The sequence below is a fragment of the Exiguobacterium sp. TDN 0502 genome (assembly GCF_050846835.1).
Taxonomy (GTDB): domain Bacteria; phylum Bacillota; class Bacilli; order Exiguobacteriales; family Exiguobacteriaceae; genus Exiguobacterium_A.
Genome location: NZ_JBOZGJ010000013.1, coordinates 67,521 through 83,096 on the forward strand (window position 1 = coordinate 67,521; position 15,576 = coordinate 83,096).

General features: G+C 48.5%; 13 protein-coding genes and 2 riboswitches. Of the genes, 8 read left to right on the plus strand and 5 right to left on the minus strand.

What is annotated here, in order from left to right:
• Positions 1–4: 4 nt before the first annotated feature.
• The 3 genes from ACRPK8_RS12960 to mmuM all read left to right on the plus strand — a co-directional run bounded on the left by ACRPK8_RS12960 (position 5) and on the right by mmuM (position 4,070).
• Complete coding sequence (locus tag ACRPK8_RS12960; RefSeq protein WP_432238584.1) at positions 5–1,471, plus strand: polysaccharide pyruvyl transferase family protein; 1,467 nt, start codon at positions 5–7, stop codon at positions 1,469–1,471.
• Positions 1,472–1,581: 110 nt separating this feature from the next.
• A riboswitch (SAM riboswitch) is annotated at positions 1,582–1,683 on the plus strand.
• A gap of 76 nt (positions 1,684–1,759) precedes the next feature.
• Positions 1,760–3,163 (plus strand): amino acid permease, encoded by a 1,404-nt coding sequence (locus tag ACRPK8_RS12965; protein WP_432238585.1) that lies wholly within the window; start codon positions 1,760–1,762, stop codon positions 3,161–3,163.
• Entirely contained in the window at positions 3,138–4,070 is a 933-nt protein-coding gene (gene mmuM / locus ACRPK8_RS12970) for a homocysteine S-methyltransferase (RefSeq protein WP_432238586.1), read from the plus strand. Before ACRPK8_RS12965 ends, mmuM begins: the two co-directional genes overlap by 26 nt.
• A gap of 74 nt (positions 4,071–4,144) precedes the next feature.
• Here the strand turns inward: mmuM and ACRPK8_RS12975 are convergent, their stop codons facing one another.
• Positions 4,145–4,567, minus strand: coding sequence for a MarR family winged helix-turn-helix transcriptional regulator (locus ACRPK8_RS12975; RefSeq protein WP_432238587.1), 423 nt, complete (start codon positions 4,565–4,567; stop codon positions 4,145–4,147).
• A gap of 182 nt (positions 4,568–4,749) precedes the next feature.
• Between ACRPK8_RS12975 and ACRPK8_RS12980 the strand changes: the two genes are divergently transcribed.
• The 3 genes from ACRPK8_RS12980 (at position 4,750) to ACRPK8_RS12990 (ending at position 6,964) form a co-directional block, all read left to right on the plus strand.
• Complete coding sequence (locus tag ACRPK8_RS12980) at positions 4,750–5,205, plus strand: CBS domain-containing protein (protein WP_432238588.1); 456 nt, start codon at positions 4,750–4,752, stop codon at positions 5,203–5,205.
• 26 nt (positions 5,206–5,231) lie between these two features.
• Complete coding sequence (locus ACRPK8_RS12985; RefSeq protein ID WP_432238589.1) at positions 5,232–6,470, plus strand: MFS transporter; 1,239 nt, start codon at positions 5,232–5,234, stop codon at positions 6,468–6,470.
• A 146-nt stretch (positions 6,471–6,616) separates the two neighbouring features.
• Positions 6,617–6,964 carry a hypothetical protein gene (locus tag ACRPK8_RS12990; RefSeq protein ID WP_432238590.1) on the plus strand — a complete coding sequence of 116 codons (348 nt, stop codon included), beginning with the start codon at positions 6,617–6,619 and terminating at the stop codon, positions 6,962–6,964.
• 73 nt (positions 6,965–7,037) lie between these two features.
• On the opposite strand, the gene ACRPK8_RS12995 is transcribed toward ACRPK8_RS12990, so the two are convergent.
• Together ACRPK8_RS12995 and ACRPK8_RS13000 are read right to left on the minus strand one after the other, a co-directional pair.
• Positions 7,038–8,210, minus strand: coding sequence for a M20 family metallopeptidase (locus ACRPK8_RS12995; protein WP_432238591.1), 1,173 nt, complete (start codon positions 8,208–8,210; stop codon positions 7,038–7,040).
• 354 nt (positions 8,211–8,564) lie between these two features.
• On the minus strand, positions 8,565–9,395 hold the full coding sequence (locus ACRPK8_RS13000) for an SDR family oxidoreductase (protein ID WP_432238592.1): 831 nt from the start codon (positions 9,393–9,395) through the stop codon (positions 8,565–8,567).
• A gap of 71 nt (positions 9,396–9,466) precedes the next feature.
• Between ACRPK8_RS13000 and ACRPK8_RS13005 the strand changes: the two genes are divergently transcribed.
• Together ACRPK8_RS13005 and htpG are read left to right on the plus strand one after the other, a co-directional pair.
• Entirely contained in the window at positions 9,467–10,399 is a 933-nt protein-coding gene (locus ACRPK8_RS13005) for a hypothetical protein (protein WP_432238593.1), read from the plus strand.
• An 82-nt stretch (positions 10,400–10,481) separates the two neighbouring features.
• Positions 10,482–12,344 (plus strand): molecular chaperone HtpG, encoded by a 1,863-nt coding sequence (htpG, locus tag ACRPK8_RS13010; RefSeq protein WP_432238594.1) that lies wholly within the window; start codon positions 10,482–10,484, stop codon positions 12,342–12,344.
• A 66-nt stretch (positions 12,345–12,410) separates the two neighbouring features.
• Here the strand turns inward: htpG and ACRPK8_RS13015 are convergent, their stop codons facing one another.
• Together ACRPK8_RS13015 and ACRPK8_RS13020 are read right to left on the minus strand one after the other, a co-directional pair.
• The gene (locus ACRPK8_RS13015; protein ID WP_432238595.1) at positions 12,411–13,994 is read right to left on the minus strand and encodes a Na+/H+ antiporter NhaC family protein; all 1,584 of its coding nucleotides are present in this window, start codon (positions 13,992–13,994) and stop codon (positions 12,411–12,413) included.
• A gap of 114 nt (positions 13,995–14,108) precedes the next feature.
• Positions 14,109–14,287: riboswitch (Lysine riboswitch) on the minus strand.
• A 93-nt stretch (positions 14,288–14,380) separates the two neighbouring features.
• Positions 14,381–15,121: a uracil-DNA glycosylase family protein gene (locus ACRPK8_RS13020; protein WP_432238596.1), complete on the minus strand. Its 741-nt coding sequence runs from the start codon at positions 15,119–15,121 to the stop codon at positions 14,381–14,383.
• Between the last annotated feature and the right edge of the window lie 455 nt (positions 15,122–15,576).

The window sequence follows — 15,576 nt, forward strand, 5'->3', positions numbered from 1 at the left end:
CATTATGAAACGTATTATTATTCGTGCAGGTATGACCCCATTCGAACAATTTGATGCTCCTTATTTGATGAAACATAATTCCATTGGCGGAAATGTCGGGAATCTTATTTATCAATACAGTATCTTCCGGACATTGATGACGGAAGGAACGACAATCACACCTGACTATTACTACTATGACGAAGAACGGGCAGATGAGATCAATGCTAACTTTGATCTATATGTCATTCCACTCGCAGATGCGTTCCGGAAAGAGTTCATGCCGACACTTCGCAAATATACACGACTCATCAAAAAACTGAAAATCCCGGTCGTCGTCATCGGTGTCGGCTTACGTGCACCGTTTGAACCGGATTTAGACGGTGGATTCCCGTTCGACGAAGATGTCAAAGCATTCGTCAGTGCAGTACTTGAGCGCTCAAGCATGCTTGGACTTCGTGGGGAAATCACGTCGCAATACCTGACACGCCTCGGTTTCCGCGAAGGCATCGACCACCGTGTCATCGGATGTCCTTCGATGTATGCTTTCGGTCGTGACCTGAACATCCGCGAAACGAACATTACGTCTGAGTCGATGATCACGGTCAACTCGTCACGTTTAGCACCGCAAAATGTTCTCGATTTCATTACGCGCGGGATGGAAGAGTACCCGAACCATTACTTCATTCCACAATGGATGAAGGAATTGAAATTGACGTATACGGGTACACATCCGATCGCTGATCTGTCCGTGACGAACTATCCGGTGAAAATGTCGGATCCGGCTTACATGAACGATCGTGTCCGTTTCTTCTTGAATGCGCAGACATGGTTCGATTTCATCGGTCAAGCCGATCTCAGTTTCGGAGCACGTTTACACGGGAACATCACGGCGACACTTGCCGGTACACCAAGTATCCTTATTCCAAAAGATGCACGGATGCGCGAATTGACGGATTATCACCAACTGACACACATCTGGGCAAATGACATCACATCGGATACACGCTTATCCGACGTCGTAGCGAATGCCGACTTCCAAAGCCCGACACGTGTTCAGGCACGTAACTTCGATAACTTCGTTGATTTCTTGAACGTTAATGAACTCGAGCATATCTATCAGGAAACGAACTACCCGGAAAACGTACCGTTTGACCGCCAAATGGCGCAAACGGAATTGTTGCCGGCAGTTCAACCGATTTCAGGAGTCAGCCTCGAAGAAGCAGTCGCCCGTTTCGAACAGTTCTTCCCGGAACAAGAAAAGAAAATCGCGGAAGCACAAAAGCAGACAAAAGCGCAGTTAGCTGAAAAAGATAAGAAGATCAAAGCGTTACAGAAACAGACAGGGATGGCTCAAAAAGATCAAGAGATTGCGGCACTCAAAGCGCAATTAGCTGCCCAAACGAAAACGATGAAACATCAGCAAGGAACATTGAATCGTAAAGCGGTTCGTGCAGCATTGAAAACAGCGGATTTATTCGCCAAAAAATAAGCATTTCCCGACATTCCGGATCATCGCGATCCGGAATGTCTTTTTGATAGCAGTATTCTGAATTGTGTTGACAATTCGGAAAAGAGTTGATAGGGTTAGGAACAATTACATACTTATCCAGAGAGGTGGAGGGACTGGCCCTGTGAAACCTCAGCAACAGGTCGTAAGATACTGTGCTAATTCCTGCGGGTGCTGCACCCGATCGATAAGGTTTCCGAATTGTCGACCGACGCATCCGTAAGGGTGCGTTTTTTTGTTTGAAATAGGTGAAACGAGGAGGAAAATGTCATGAAAACGAGCGGGTCCTTTCGGCGGAAGATGGAATCACGTCATCTGATCATGTTGTCGTTAGGCGGTGTCATTGGTACAGGATTGTTTTTAAGTACAGGTTATACATTGGAACAAGCAGGACGCATCGGAACGATTTTGTCTTATTTGATCGGGGCGGTTGTCGTCTATCTGGTCATGTTGAGTCTCGGTGAACTGGCTGTACATATGCCGGAAACCGGTTCCTTTCATCGCTACGCGACAAAATACATCGGACCGGGTACAGGGTATACGGTAGCCTGGCTCTACTGGCTGACATGGACGGTTGCTCTCGGTTCGGAATTCACGGCAGCGGGCATGTTGATGCAGCGCTGGTTCCCGTCCGTTCCGGTCTGGGTGTTCAGTGCCTTATTCGCTGCGATGATTCTTGGGATCAACGTCTTGAAGGTTCGCGTGTTTGCGGAAGTCGAGTTTTGGTTCTCCGCCATCAAGGTCGTGACGATCGTTGCCTTCATCTTGTTGGGGGCAGGCGCCATCGTCGGCTTCATTCCACTAAAGGATGGGAGTGCGGCACCATTCTTTTCTTCGTTAATGGAAGGCGGATTGTTCCCGAACGGTGCCTTTGCGATTTTCATGACGATGCTTGCCGTGAACTTTGCCTACTCGGGAACGGAATTGATCGGCGTCGCAGCGGGTGAAGCCGTTGATCCGAAGCGGACGATTCCGCTTGCGATCCGGACGACGATTTTGCGGCTTGTCCTCTTTTTCGTCGGTACGATCATCGTATTAGCCGTTTTATTGCCAACGGAAGGAAAGGGCGTGCTCGAAAGTCCGTTCGTCGCCGTATTTGATCGGATTGGGATTCCTTACGCAGCAGATGTGATGAACTTCGTCATCCTGACCGCTATCCTGTCGGCAGCGAACTCCGGGCTTTACGCCGCCTCGCGGATGCTTTGGTCGCTTGCGAACGAACGGATGATTCCACGTTTCTTCGCACAGGTGACACCAGCTGGCGTACCACTCCGAGCTGTATTGTTCAGCATGATTGGCGGAGGACTGGCCCTGCTGTCGAGCATCTATGCGGCAGGAAGTGTCTATATCGCGCTCGTCTCGATTTCCGGTCTTGCTGTCGTCGTCGTCTGGATGAGCATCAGCGTTGCCCAGTACCGCTTCCGGAAACAATTCCTGCGCGAAGGGCATACGGTCGACGAACTGGTCTATCGTACACCACTGTTTCCATTCGTGCCGATTGCCGCTTTTGTTGTCTGTTTGATTTCCCTCGTTGGTATCGGATTTGATCCAACCCAACGAATCGCCTTGTACTGTGGTATTCCATTCATCGTGATCTGTTATGTCATCCATGCGTTCACGAATTCCTCTACGAAACGGAGTGTTGAAGATGTCCCGAATCAAAAATCCAGTTGAGCAACGATTACAGGAAGTGCCCTTCCTGATTTTAGATGGTGCCCTTGCGACCGAACTTGAACAGAAGGGATTTGACCTGAACGATCCGCTTTGGTCCGCACGTCTCTTGATCGAAGCACCGGAACAGATCGAACACGTCCATCACGATTACTTTGAAGTAGGTGCCGATGTCGCGATCACCTCAAGCTATCAAGCAAGTATCGAAGGATTCAAGCAACGTCATATCACGACAGAGGAAGCACAGGCGCTGATTCGACAAACAGTCACCTTGGCGCAAAACGCACGAACGCGTAGTGGGAAGAGTGACGCATTGATCGCGGGATCAGTGGGTCCTTATGGTGCCTACTTAGCAGATGGTTCTGAGTATCGCGGTCATTACGGTGTGACACAGGACGTGCTAGAAGCGTTTCATCGACCACGGATTGAGGCATTGATTGAAGCAGGAGCTGATCTGCTGGCATTCGAGACGATTCCGTCGCTCGAGGAAGCTGTCGTGTTGTTCCGGATTCTTGAAGCGTACCCAGAAGTGTCTGCTTGGCTGACGTTCTCGCTTCAAGATGCGACGCACATTAGTGAAGGAACGGCACATGCGACGTGCATCGAGACAATTGGACAACATCCACAGCTCGCAGCGATCGGTGCAAATTGTTTTCCGGCATCTTACGCGACCGACTTTATCCGTCACGTTAAGGCGTTGACGGACGTGCCAATCATCGTCTATCCGAACTCTGGTGAAGTCTATGATCCGGTCGCAAAAACATGGTCGGGTACGAATCAGTGTACGTCGTTCCAAACCGTCGCAAAGACGTGGTATGAGGCAGGGGCTCGATTGATTGGTGGGTGTTGCCGGACGTCACCGGAACATATCGCGCAAATTCGTTCGGTCTGCTGCGCTTCCCAAGCATGAGGAGTGGAAGAAAACAAAAGAACGGACAGAAATCGATCGATTTTTGTCCGTTCTTTAAATAGGGCATGATTCAATTACCGTTCGCGTAAGGCACGATTGAATTGTTGCAGTAGACGTCCGAAATCCTCCGTATCATCCGACGGCCAGTCCGTCAGAAGGCGTTCAATGCTTGCGAGACGTGCTGTCCGGTAAATCGTGAGTTCTTCTTGACCTTTATCCGTGATGTGATAGAAGAAAGCACGTCCATCTGTCGGATCTTTTACTTTCTCCACGAGTTGCTTCTGATCGAGTGCCGCTGCTTGGCGGCTGACGGTCGAGACATCGAGTTGAAGTTCACGGGCAAGTGTTTTGACACCAACGTTGCCGGATTCCGCCAATTGTCGCAGCAAGAGGTAGGAAGCACGATCCAAATTACGGTTGTCCGCCGTCGCCGTCGTTAATCGTCGGATCAGGATCGCTAACTCCAGTTCAATGGTTTCGAGTGCTGGTTGAGACATCGGGTCTCTCCCCTTTCAAAAAAGTCTCTCTGTCCCTCATGATTACCCAATGTAGATAAGCTGTCAATGTGAAAAGCAGGAGGCTTGACAGAGTTGTAGTTGTATTATACAATCATTTTTGTTCTTTTAATTGTATCATACAACTTTTGCAGATGAGAAACGAACGACAAAGGAGAATTCAGATGAAAGCTTATGAGTCGATGAAACAAGAGGTCATCACGGTAAACGATACAGACTTGATTCGGACAGTCATCGAACGATTCATTCAGTCTGGTATTAGCGGCGTACCTGTCATCAATGCCGAGCAGGAAGTCGTCGGGTATATCAGTGACGGAGATATCATGCGCGCGATCGGGAAACACAAAGATATCATCGTCGATACATTCTTATACGTAGATGTCATCAAAGGAGACGAAGAAGGGTATGAAGACCGGATTCGTCATATCTTGAATCGGCCAGTCATGGAACTGGCACGCCGAAAAGTCGTGACAGCTGACGTTGACACAGAAATGGAAGAGATTGCGGCGACACTTGGCGCAAAACGGATTAAAAAGCTTCCAATCCTCAAGGCAGGACGTCTTGTTGGCATCATCAGTCGCGGCGACGTCATCCGCCATTCGTTTAAACAGTTCATGTAACACATTCGATAGAAAGAAGGGACACTATGGCACTTGCTGAAAAAACAACGACGCTTGAGCCGGAAACGGTATTAGCAGAAAGCAAGCACGGATTATTCCACCAGCCGGTTGCTGTCTGGGCAGTCTTTTTCGCCAGCATCACAGCATTCATGGGAATGGGGCTCGTCAATCCGGTCTTGCCGACGATTGCCGAGAATTTAGAAGCGTCAAAAAGTGAAGTTACGCTCTTATTTACAAGTTATAACGCCGTCATGGCATTCGCGATGTTAATTACAGGCGCGATTTCATCACGGATTGGTCAAAAAGGAACATTGATGCTCGGGATCGCCGTCATCGCAACCGTTGCTGGTTTTGCTTCGCAAGCAGACAGCATCTGGACACTTGTCGCGTTACGCGGTGGTTGGGGACTTGGGAACGCCTTGTTCGTCGCAACAGCGCTTGCTGCGATCGTTTCGCTGTCATCTGGCGGAACCGCAAAAGCGATCATTTTATATGAAGCGGCCGTTGGTCTTGGGATTTCGATTGGACCGCTGTTAGGCGGGACACTCGGTTCGATCACATGGCGTGCCCCATTCATGGGTGTTGCGACGGTCATGGTCATCGCATTTCTCGTCTTGTTGTTCTTAATGCCAAAACCAGCAGCATCTGCTGCACCGAAACAGAAGTTATCATTAAAAGCACCTTTTCAAGCGATGAAACATCGTTCGCTCTTGACGCTCGGGATCGTTGCGGCACTTTACAACGTTGGTTTCTTTACGATCATGGCCTATGCGCCATTCGTCATGAAACTGCCGGCTAAAGGACTTGGATTCGTCTTCCTCGGTTGGGGGATGTTACTTGCCATCACTTCGGTCCTAACGGCTCCGAAACTGAAACAATGGTTCGGAACGATTAAAGCGATGGTCTTGATGCTGATCACATTCGCAATCTTGCTTCTGTTGATGGGGATCTTCACGGAAACGCCAGCCGTCGTCATCGTCTGTGTCATCTTGGCGGGTGCTGTGCTTGGGAACAATAACACGCTTATCACGACAGCCGTCATGGACGCGGCACCTGTCGAACGTTCGACAGCATCTGCGGCATACAGTTTCCTACGTTTTCTCGGGGCAGCCATCGCGCCGTTCATGGCCGGTAAACTGGCTGAAATCTTCAACGCAAATCTACCGTTTTATGTCGGAAGCGGCTTTGTCCTCTTATCCGTCATCATCATCGGGGTCAATCTCAAACACATTCGCCATATCGATCGGACGGAAGGCGGACATTAATTGATTCATCTGACAGTCGAGGTCATGTACCTCGGCTGTTTTGCATAGTGATTTTACTTTTAGAGAGCCGTCCTCTTTCATGTTCAATCGAAATCGGTTATTTTCAAGAGAATGAGAGTATTTTTGTAATCAAGAAAGGAACTCGGATGATTCATCAGATCGTTTTTAAAGGAGAAGAAGGCAGGGTATCGTGGAACATTCTGCATGTTCATTCAAAGCAACAGGAGCTGACGATTCAGATGACAGGAGAAAACAGTGAACAGCGCTTGTCAGTTCCATTTGACATGTATGATGCGTTCATCCGTCAGTTTGCCCGTGTTCATGAGTCGCTTCAGGGAGAAGTCGTCTTTGAGCAAGGCGCGATGCGTCTCCATTTACGTTATGATCGACTCGGTCGTGTCTTCATCAGTTGGTCTGACGGAATAACGAGTCAAGCGTTCCGCAGTGATCAAAGTTATTTAAGTGAGGCGCTGGCACAACTTGGCGTATACTGAATCAGCCGATGAAAGACAGCAAAATGAAGGGACGACTTTCAGGTATTACACCCGAATGTCGTCCCTTTTTTGTTTAAAGCGATGGAAGTGATTGATGTAATGGTGTTTTGATCAAGTTGAAGCAAAACGCAATCGTTTGTTCATATTCCGATAACGGAATCGATTCATCGACTTGATGGGCAAGACGGAAATCATGAAAAGAAGCGATCGCAATTGGAAATGCTTTTTTCGCTTGACTGAACATCGCACCATCCGTTCCACCTGGAATCGCGATTTTTCGCGGTGTTACGCCGCTGATCTGTTCCATCGTATCTGCGACCTGTTGTAAGAAAGGCGCCTGTTCGTCCGTTTCACATGACGGAATATCCTTGATGACGGTCACATTCATTGCGAAATCAGGATCTTCTGCTACAAGACGACGTTCGATAGCTGTAAAGGCAGCAAGCACATCTTCCCGGCCGAAGCCAGGAATCGTCCGGATGTCCATATAAAACGAAGCCTGACTCGGAACGACGTTCGGTCCTTCCCCTCCTGAAATCGAGGTGATTGACGCCACGACCGGACCAAGTGCCGGGTGATGATTCAACGTGATCGAAAAGCGCTCCGACTTCACTTCCTGGATGACACGATAGACGTCATCAATCGCATTCCGTCCGAGTTGCGGGGCAGAACTGTGCGCACTTTTCCCGCGACACGTCACTTCAATCCCGACGACTCCTTTCTGTGCGTAACCGATCATCCCGCTCGTCGGTTCTGTAATCAGTAGAGCATCTAAATCATCCGCATGCCCTTGTTCCGTCAAATGACGCGCTCCCGTCATCCCGTTTTCCTCGTCCGACGTAATCAAAAGTTTGATGGTGTTCGGACGGTCCTGACGTTCCTTGTATTGAATGAGCGCTTGCACCATCGCCATGACACCTGATTTCATATCGGAAGCCCCGCGACCATAGATGCGTCCGTCTTCGATTTCACCACCGTACGGATCTTTCGTCCAGCCATCTCCTTGAACCGGAACCGTATCGAGATGCCCGGATAATCCGAGTACGGCAGGACGTGAAACCTCCTCGCTTGCAGGAACGGTTGCAACGAGGCAAATCCGTTTCGGTGAGACTTCGATCCATTCTGTTGAAATCTGATGGTCGATCAGGACATCGTACACATAACGTGCGACGGCCTCTTCGCCGTCCGTCGGATTAACGCTTGGAATTTGAAGACATCGTTGTAAGTAAGTAATGGCTGTTTGCATGAATTTTTCCCCCTTTACCTATCCTGTACCCTGTAAAAAATACTTCAGGGAGGTAAACGAATTCCGAAAATAATTCACGCTACTGAACGTCTTGAGATGAAAGAAAAGGGGTTGACTCAAAAAAGAATGACGCGTCTTTTCACGCCCTTTCCTCAGACGAGACACAAGCCAGTTTTCCTGCTTCGTTCAAGCAGGAAAGCGGGTCTTGTTTGTCTCTGACAGCGCAAAAATGCGCTTTTTCCTGTAGGAGTGGCGCGTAATGAGTCATTCTTTTTTACGAGATAAGGGTGGCAGATCATCATTCTGCCACCCTTATCTGTGTAGAAACTGACTTTTGAGTCAGTCCTGCGTTGCTCATTCGGTTTTTTCTGCTTCATCTTTCCATTTCGAGTCGATCAGCATTTCGCCCGGCCATGTGTACGCCATGATGCCACCGTCTGCCGTGATGTCCTCACCTGTGACATACGAGCTGTCATCAGACGCGAGGAAGAGGGCGACCGTTGCCATCTCGCGTGGTTTGCCGAGTCGACCGAGTGGGGTGATCCAAGCGTTCGCATCGCGGAACTGTTTGCCCTGCTCTTTTTCCTTTTCACCGACGAGTGTATCGATGAGTGGTGTCTCGATCGTTCCCGGTGATAACGAATTGACACGAATGCCATGACGCGCATAATCGATTGCCATTGCACGTGTGAAGTTCGCGATCCCGCCCTTCGCCGCGTTATAACCAGACCGGTTCAAGTCAGCTGCTCGCCCTGACATCGATGACGTGTTGATGATTGAACCGCCATGATCGAGCATGAGTGGAATCAAGAATTTACTGACGAGGAACGTACCACGCAAATCGACAGCGATGATTCGATCGAAGAGGTCAATTGGGTATTCATGGACTTTTCCGCCTTGTTCATCGATTCCGGCATTATTGAAGAGGACGTCTACCGTACCGTATGTCTCTTGGATGTGCTTCGCGAGTTGTTCAACACTCTCGACGTCTGAGACATCGACATGGACGGCTTCCGCTTTTCCACCGTGTTGTGTAATCTGTTCCACCGTTTGTTGTGCTTTTTCAAGTGAGACATCGGCACAGACGACCGTTGCTCCCTGTTCTGCGAATACAAGTGCGGTCGCTTGTCCGATCCCTGTTGCTGAACCGGTAATGACAGCTACTTTTTGATCAAGTCTACCCATTGCTGAATCCCTCCCAAAGTTATCGTTCACCTTATGAAACATTCCCTGAGAAATCGTGCTTAAACCCATCGATGCGTCTAGTGATCGAGAAGAGGGGGTACATCTACAACAGCATAACCGCTGTACAGAAGGAGATGAGAACGCTGACATCCGACCAATGGCAACTTGCAAAAAAATTATTACGAGAAGCCGCCCAGTATCAAATGATGCTTGAAAAAGGAGCGTTTGCTGATCAACTGATTGACCGAACGACACCGGTTCTTTGGTTTGGTGACGCGACACGTAGTAGCTGGGTGACAGTCGCGACGAATCCATCCCGATCTCAGTTTTTGGACCGGACGGGCGCGTTACGGTTTGACGAACACGGCCCGCTTTTCATACGTCCGCAGTCCATGACATGGGATGATTACCTACAGGAAGAGATATTGACGGATTCCATCCGGCGCTTCAATCACTACTTCAAACAACCGAATGTGTACCGGACCTGGTTCGGTCGACCGGGGGGAGGTAAACTCGAAGGGTTTTTGAACGGATTTGGTGCGTCGCTTTACGAGGACACGTCTGATCCGGTCATTCATCTGGATTTTTTCCCGTTTCCGACGCAGCACTATATGGGAGCGATTAAAGAACGGGGAGTGTTAGAAGACAGTTCGTTTGGACAAACGTTTTTATTGCGTCTTCTCGAGCTGTTTTCGTTAAAGGGAATCATCCTGCTCGGCAAGGAACATACGGAACGATTTGCGAAGCTTGAACCAGACATTGACTGGACGACTTATCAAGCGCCGGATTATCCGGACGCAAGTTTTCAAATCGGCTTTTCATCACAGTTTCAGCTTCCCGTCGTCGGACTCCACTTCAAACCAAGTGAGCAGTTCATCGGTCTTGGTAATCGAAAGGATGAAAATGGCGTCAGTCATGGCACATATGGGGCAGCAGAGCATCTATACCGAATCGGAGCGATCGTCCGTGAAGAAGTCATAAGGTACGCCCAAAAAGGAGATTGACAGATATTTCGAACTCCCTAATAATAGGAGATGAATTAGCACTCTATATGATTGAGTGCTAAAAAAGGGAGGCTGAAGTAGCATGGAAACGAAACAATTTAAGGCGGAATCAAAACGGTTGCTTGAGATGATGATTCATTCCATCTATACGCATAAGGAGATTTTTCTACGCGAATTGATCTCGAATGCCAGTGACGCCATGGATAAGATGTATTATAAAGCGTTGACGGACGAGACGATTTCGTTCGAGAAGGAACACTACAAAATTACGATTGAACCGAATACAGAAGCACGCCAGCTCGTCATTCGTGATACGGGAATCGGAATGACGAAGGAAGAGCTCGAAGAAAATCTAGGAACGATTGCAAAGAGTGGCTCGCTTGCCTTCAAGGCTGAGAATGAAGCGCAAGACGGTCATGATATCATCGGTCAGTTCGGTGTCGGATTCTATTCCGCGTTCATGGTTGCTGACGTCGTCACTGTCGTCACGAAACCTTTTGGTAGTAAGGTCGCCTATAAATGGGAGTCACGTGGTGTCGAAGGCTATACGATCGAGGAAGTCGACAAAGAAACGGTCGGAACAGAGATCACCCTCCACATCAAAGCGAACGAGGACGAAGAATCGTATGACGAGTACCTTGAGACGTACCGCTTGCGTAGCATCATCAAGAAATACTCCGATTTCATCCGTTATCCGATCGAGATGAAGGAAATCGAACGCCAACCGGTCGAAGGTAGTGACGAGACGAAAGAGGTCGAGGTCGTCAAGACGATCAACAGCATGGTGCCGATCTGGCGGAAGAACAAACGGGAATTGACGGACGAGGATTATACGAACTTCTATCAAGAGAAGCGATATGGTTTCGACACACCGGCGAAACACATTCATATCAGTGTCGACGGCGCGGTTCGTTATCAATCGATTCTATTCATTCCGGAGCAGGCACCGTACGATTATTATTCGAAGGAATTTGAAAAAGGACTCGAGCTTTATGCCAACGGTGTCCTGATCATGGAAAAATGCAGCGACTTGTTGCCGGATCACTTCAGTTTCGTCAAAGGCATGGTTGACTCGGAAGACTTATCGCTCAACATCTCGCGTGAGTTACTGCAGCACGATCGTCAACTGAAGCTGATCGCAAAAAACATTCAAAGTAAGATTAAGACACAACTTGAAGCACTCCTACGCGAAGATCGCGCGAAGTACGAAACGTTCTATCAAGCGTTCGGACGTCAGCTGAAGTTCGGTATGTACAATGATTACGGCATGCATAAAGAACAGGTACAGGACCTGATCCTCTTCTACTCAGCGAAGGAGAAGAAGTTGATCACACTTTCGGAATACGTCGCAGCGATGCCGGAAGATCAGGCGCATATCTACTATGCTGCTGGTGAGAGTACGAATCGTTTGGATAAATTACCGCAATCCGAACTCGTTCGTGATAAAGGATACGACATCTTGTACTTCACGGAAGAGATTGACGAGTTCGCGATTCAGATGCTCGTGACGTATGGCGAGAAGACGTTCAAGTCGGTGACGAGCAGTGATTTAGGAATCGAAGCAGAAGCAGCAGAGACGACGGATGCGCAAGCTGAGATGTTCCAAGCGATGCAGGAAGTGTTAAGTGGACAGGTCAAGGAAGTCAAAGCATCGACACGACTGAAATCCCATCCGGTCTGCTTTGCGACGGACGGCGCCGTTTCGATCGAGATGGAGAAAATCTTAAAGGCGATGCCGAACAACGAAGGGGTAGAAGCGGTCAAGATTCTCGAGTTGAACCCGTCGCACAGCGTATTTGAGTCTCTTGAAGCAGCGTATCAAAACGATCGTTCGAAATTCGAACGCTATACAAAGTTGATGTATCAGCAAGCCTTGCTTGTTGAAGGACTCCCGCTTGAGGACCCGGTAGCATTCGCAAATGATGTGTGTCTATTGATGGTGTGAAAACGAGTAGGATCAAAAAAAGCATTGGATGCGCGCATCCAATGCTTTTTCTCGTACCATTTTACATTAATCCGTTTGTAAATCAGAAGCCGTCTCACCTTTTTTCGAGAGGACGTTCAAGACGACGACGAACAAGATGAATGTCACGAGGGCACCGATGAATCCGAAGAGCGATGATTCCGTTACGCCGACGACTAAATAGCCGACAGCAGCCGTGACGGCACCGACCAGCGCATACGGAAGTTGTGTCGTAACATGATCGATATGATGGGACCCAGCTCCTGTTGAACTTAAAATCGTTGTATCCGAGATTGGTGAACAGTGGTCACCGAAGACGGAGCCGGCAAGAACAGCAGCAAGTGTCGGAAGCAATAGTGACGCATCAACGGCCATGACGAGATCTGCACCGATCGGCAACATGATGCCGAATGTACCCCAACTTGTTCCTGTCGAAAATGCCATCACACCGGCAATCAAGAACAGCAAGAACGGCAAGTAGGAAGCAGAGATTGAGTTGCTGACGAAGCTCGCTAGGTAGTCGCCGGTTTTCATGTCACCGATGACAGCGATGATCGTCCATGCGAACAAAAGAATCACGACAGCCGGCCACATCGAACGAAGACCCGCAACGATACTTGCGCGGTAATCACGTCCTGGAATCTTACGACCGATCAGCATCAGGAAGGCAACGATCAAACTAATGACGACACCAGCGACGAGGGAACGGGTGACGTCCGTCGCTTCAAAGGCACCGATCAAAGTAAACGGGCGGTTGTCGGCAGCAAGGGCTTGGGCACCGGTGCCGAGTAACGCACTAATCGTAGCGATGACGAGGACGATGATCGGAACGACAAGATCACGGACTTTTCCGTTCGTATGTTCAGTCACCTCTTTTGCCATCCCCATCGGTGTTCCTTTCGAAGCATCGAAGAGTTCGCCTTTAGCGGCACGCAGTTCATGTTGTCTCATCGGTCCGACAGAGATACCGGAATAAGCGATGTAAAGTGTTAACAGAAGAGCGAAGATGGCATAGAAGTTTAACGGTACGATCATCATGAAAGCGCTGAAGGCAGAGTAATCCGTAATCGAATGTGTCGTTAGGATACCAGCGATGATGGAGATGATGAATGCTCCCCAACTGGAGAGCGGACTAATGACACAGACCGGCGCAGCGGTCGAATCAATCAGGTAGGCTAGTTTCGCACGCGATACGCCACGACGATCCGTTAATGGACGACTGACATTCCCGACAGCCAGACTGTTGAAATAGTCATCAATGAAAATCAAGATACCAAGACCAAAGGCAACTAATCGTGCACCGCGTGCTGTCTTGACGTGTGTAGCAGCCCATTCACCGAAGGCACGGGCACCACCTGATGTTTGAATCAGCGTAGACAAGATACCAAGCAAGAGTAAGAATACGAGTAACAGGACGTTCCACTCGTTCAAGGCGCCATCCGCCCAAAACAGACTGAAGATGTTCTTACCGAGATACGTCACCGTATCGATCGGATTAAAACGATGGAGTAGCAGAGCGCCGACGAGAATGCCGACACCTAACGAAAGAACGACCTTTCGCGTAAAGATGGCCAGTACGATAGCCAATAAGGCAGGGACGAGAGCAATGATGGAATCTGAATAGTTAACCATGAAAAATATCCTCCTCTTTAAAATAGATAACTTAAAGATGAGACCCCGCGGCATACAAAAAAGCAAGGGCACCGGCAACAAAGCCGACACCCTCGCTGGATGCGTCTTTCTTAGCCGAATTGGAGCGCTCCATACAAGAAATATGTATGGCAATCGATCGGGTGTTTCCCGAATCGACCAACAACGGCATGCTCGACACATACTGTCATTTCGGCGATGTCACCTTTCCTGTAGTCGTCTTCGTTGTCATCCTCGGACCAAGTACTGATTGAAATCGCGCCTCTACCTCATCGATAGAATAGTCATATTCTGTTCTTATGCCCACTTTATCATGTCTGTCGGAATGGGTTCAACCATATTTTCTGAAAACTTAACGGAAAATGCTTCTATTGAGCGAAATATTGAATCAGCTGTTTTGTCAGATACGCTTGATTTTCTTCGAACTGTTTTTTGCGATGACCGTTTGCCCCGGATGGATGCGGAAAACCGGAAAGCAGCTGATGGTGTGGCTCGATTCTTCCGTCATGGATCAAACTCCGTACCTGTGCTTCGACGACACGCCCGAGTGGAATAAGTAATACAGGATGATGCAACTGATTGATTTCTGCCACAAAATGTTCCTCGGCATAATGTTTTAACAAAGGACTGCGACCGATTTTTGGTTGATGACCGGAATAATTTTTTTCGCGATAAAAGACAGGGTGCTTCAATAGTGAGGTTGGATGTAATAAATCTTGATGTTCGTGGAACAAGCTAGCGCTTGTATCGATTTCAAGTAAAGGTGCAAGACCGAGTGCATCAAGCATTTGGACGAGATTACGGCGCATCGTTCCGGCAAAACTTGCCGTATACTTGACGAGCCGTGCCGTTTCCTCCACAGAAGCGCCATGATGAAGTGCATCAGTCGCTTCCTCGAACGCAATCCGCATCTGATCAAAGCCGGGTGTGATCCCGATGATGACGACCTTTGCTTCTGTGTTTACATACTCGCCAATCGGAGAATAATAAATGGCTAATTGTTTTTCTTGTTGTAATAAAAAGTCAGGTGTCCATAATTCGTCCCGCCGCAAGGTACGATCGTCGGGGAGGTCACGGATCGCCTGTTCAAAAATAGTTAACGAATTCATGAAAGGTCCTCTCTCTCTGTATTGGAACTATAATAACAAATAATACCATTTGAGACAATTAGACCCTTTCACAATTTTTTATCAGGTATAAAAAAGGACTCGAAACGAGTCCTTTCAGACTGAAGACAAAGTGCAGTTTTTCTCTTAACGAGAAAAGTTGCGTATTTTATCCCTCTCGAATCGTTTTCCTGGAACAAGCATCGCGATGCTTCACTTCGTTGCAGGGGTGCTCCTGCTTGTTTTTCCCTAGGAAGCGATTTCGAGTGAACAAAACGCTACTCTGCTCTTTCTTCCGGATACAAAACGAAGAAGAAGGAGGATTTCCTATGATGGGGAAGAGATCAACATCGTTCAGAACATGTCACCATTACATACAACGGGCTGACTCAAAAGTCAGTTTCTACAAAGATAAGGGTGGCAGAATGATGATCTGCCACCCTTATCTCGTAAAAAAG

What these genes read in the sequence shown, in the direction of transcription:
- ACRPK8_RS12960 (WP_432238584.1), top strand. Translation starts at nt 5, where the DNA reads ATGAAACGTATTATTATTCGTGCAGGTATGACCCCATTCGAACAATTT.
- ACRPK8_RS12965 (WP_432238585.1), top strand. Translation starts at nt 1,760, where the DNA reads ATGAAAACGAGCGGGTCCTTTCGGCGGAAGATGGAATCACGTCATCTG.
- mmuM (WP_432238586.1), top strand. Translation starts at nt 3,138, where the DNA reads ATGTCCCGAATCAAAAATCCAGTTGAGCAACGATTACAGGAAGTGCCC.
- ACRPK8_RS12975 (WP_432238587.1), bottom strand. Translation starts at nt 4,567, where the DNA reads ATGTCTCAACCAGCACTCGAAACCATTGAACTGGAGTTAGCGATCCTG.
- ACRPK8_RS12980 (WP_432238588.1), top strand. Translation starts at nt 4,750, where the DNA reads ATGAAAGCTTATGAGTCGATGAAACAAGAGGTCATCACGGTAAACGAT.
- ACRPK8_RS12985 (WP_432238589.1), top strand. Translation starts at nt 5,232, where the DNA reads ATGGCACTTGCTGAAAAAACAACGACGCTTGAGCCGGAAACGGTATTA.
- ACRPK8_RS12990 (WP_432238590.1), top strand. Translation starts at nt 6,617, where the DNA reads ATGATTCATCAGATCGTTTTTAAAGGAGAAGAAGGCAGGGTATCGTGG.
- ACRPK8_RS12995 (WP_432238591.1), bottom strand. Translation starts at nt 8,210, where the DNA reads ATGCAAACAGCCATTACTTACTTACAACGATGTCTTCAAATTCCAAGC.
- ACRPK8_RS13000 (WP_432238592.1), bottom strand. Translation starts at nt 9,395, where the DNA reads ATGGGTAGACTTGATCAAAAAGTAGCTGTCATTACCGGTTCAGCAACA.
- ACRPK8_RS13005 (WP_432238593.1), top strand. Translation starts at nt 9,467, where the DNA reads ATGCGTCTAGTGATCGAGAAGAGGGGGTACATCTACAACAGCATAACC.
- htpG (WP_432238594.1), top strand. Translation starts at nt 10,482, where the DNA reads ATGGAAACGAAACAATTTAAGGCGGAATCAAAACGGTTGCTTGAGATG.
- ACRPK8_RS13015 (WP_432238595.1), bottom strand. Translation starts at nt 13,994, where the DNA reads ATGGTTAACTATTCAGATTCCATCATTGCTCTCGTCCCTGCCTTATTG.
- ACRPK8_RS13020 (WP_432238596.1), bottom strand. Translation starts at nt 15,121, where the DNA reads ATGAATTCGTTAACTATTTTTGAACAGGCGATCCGTGACCTCCCCGAC.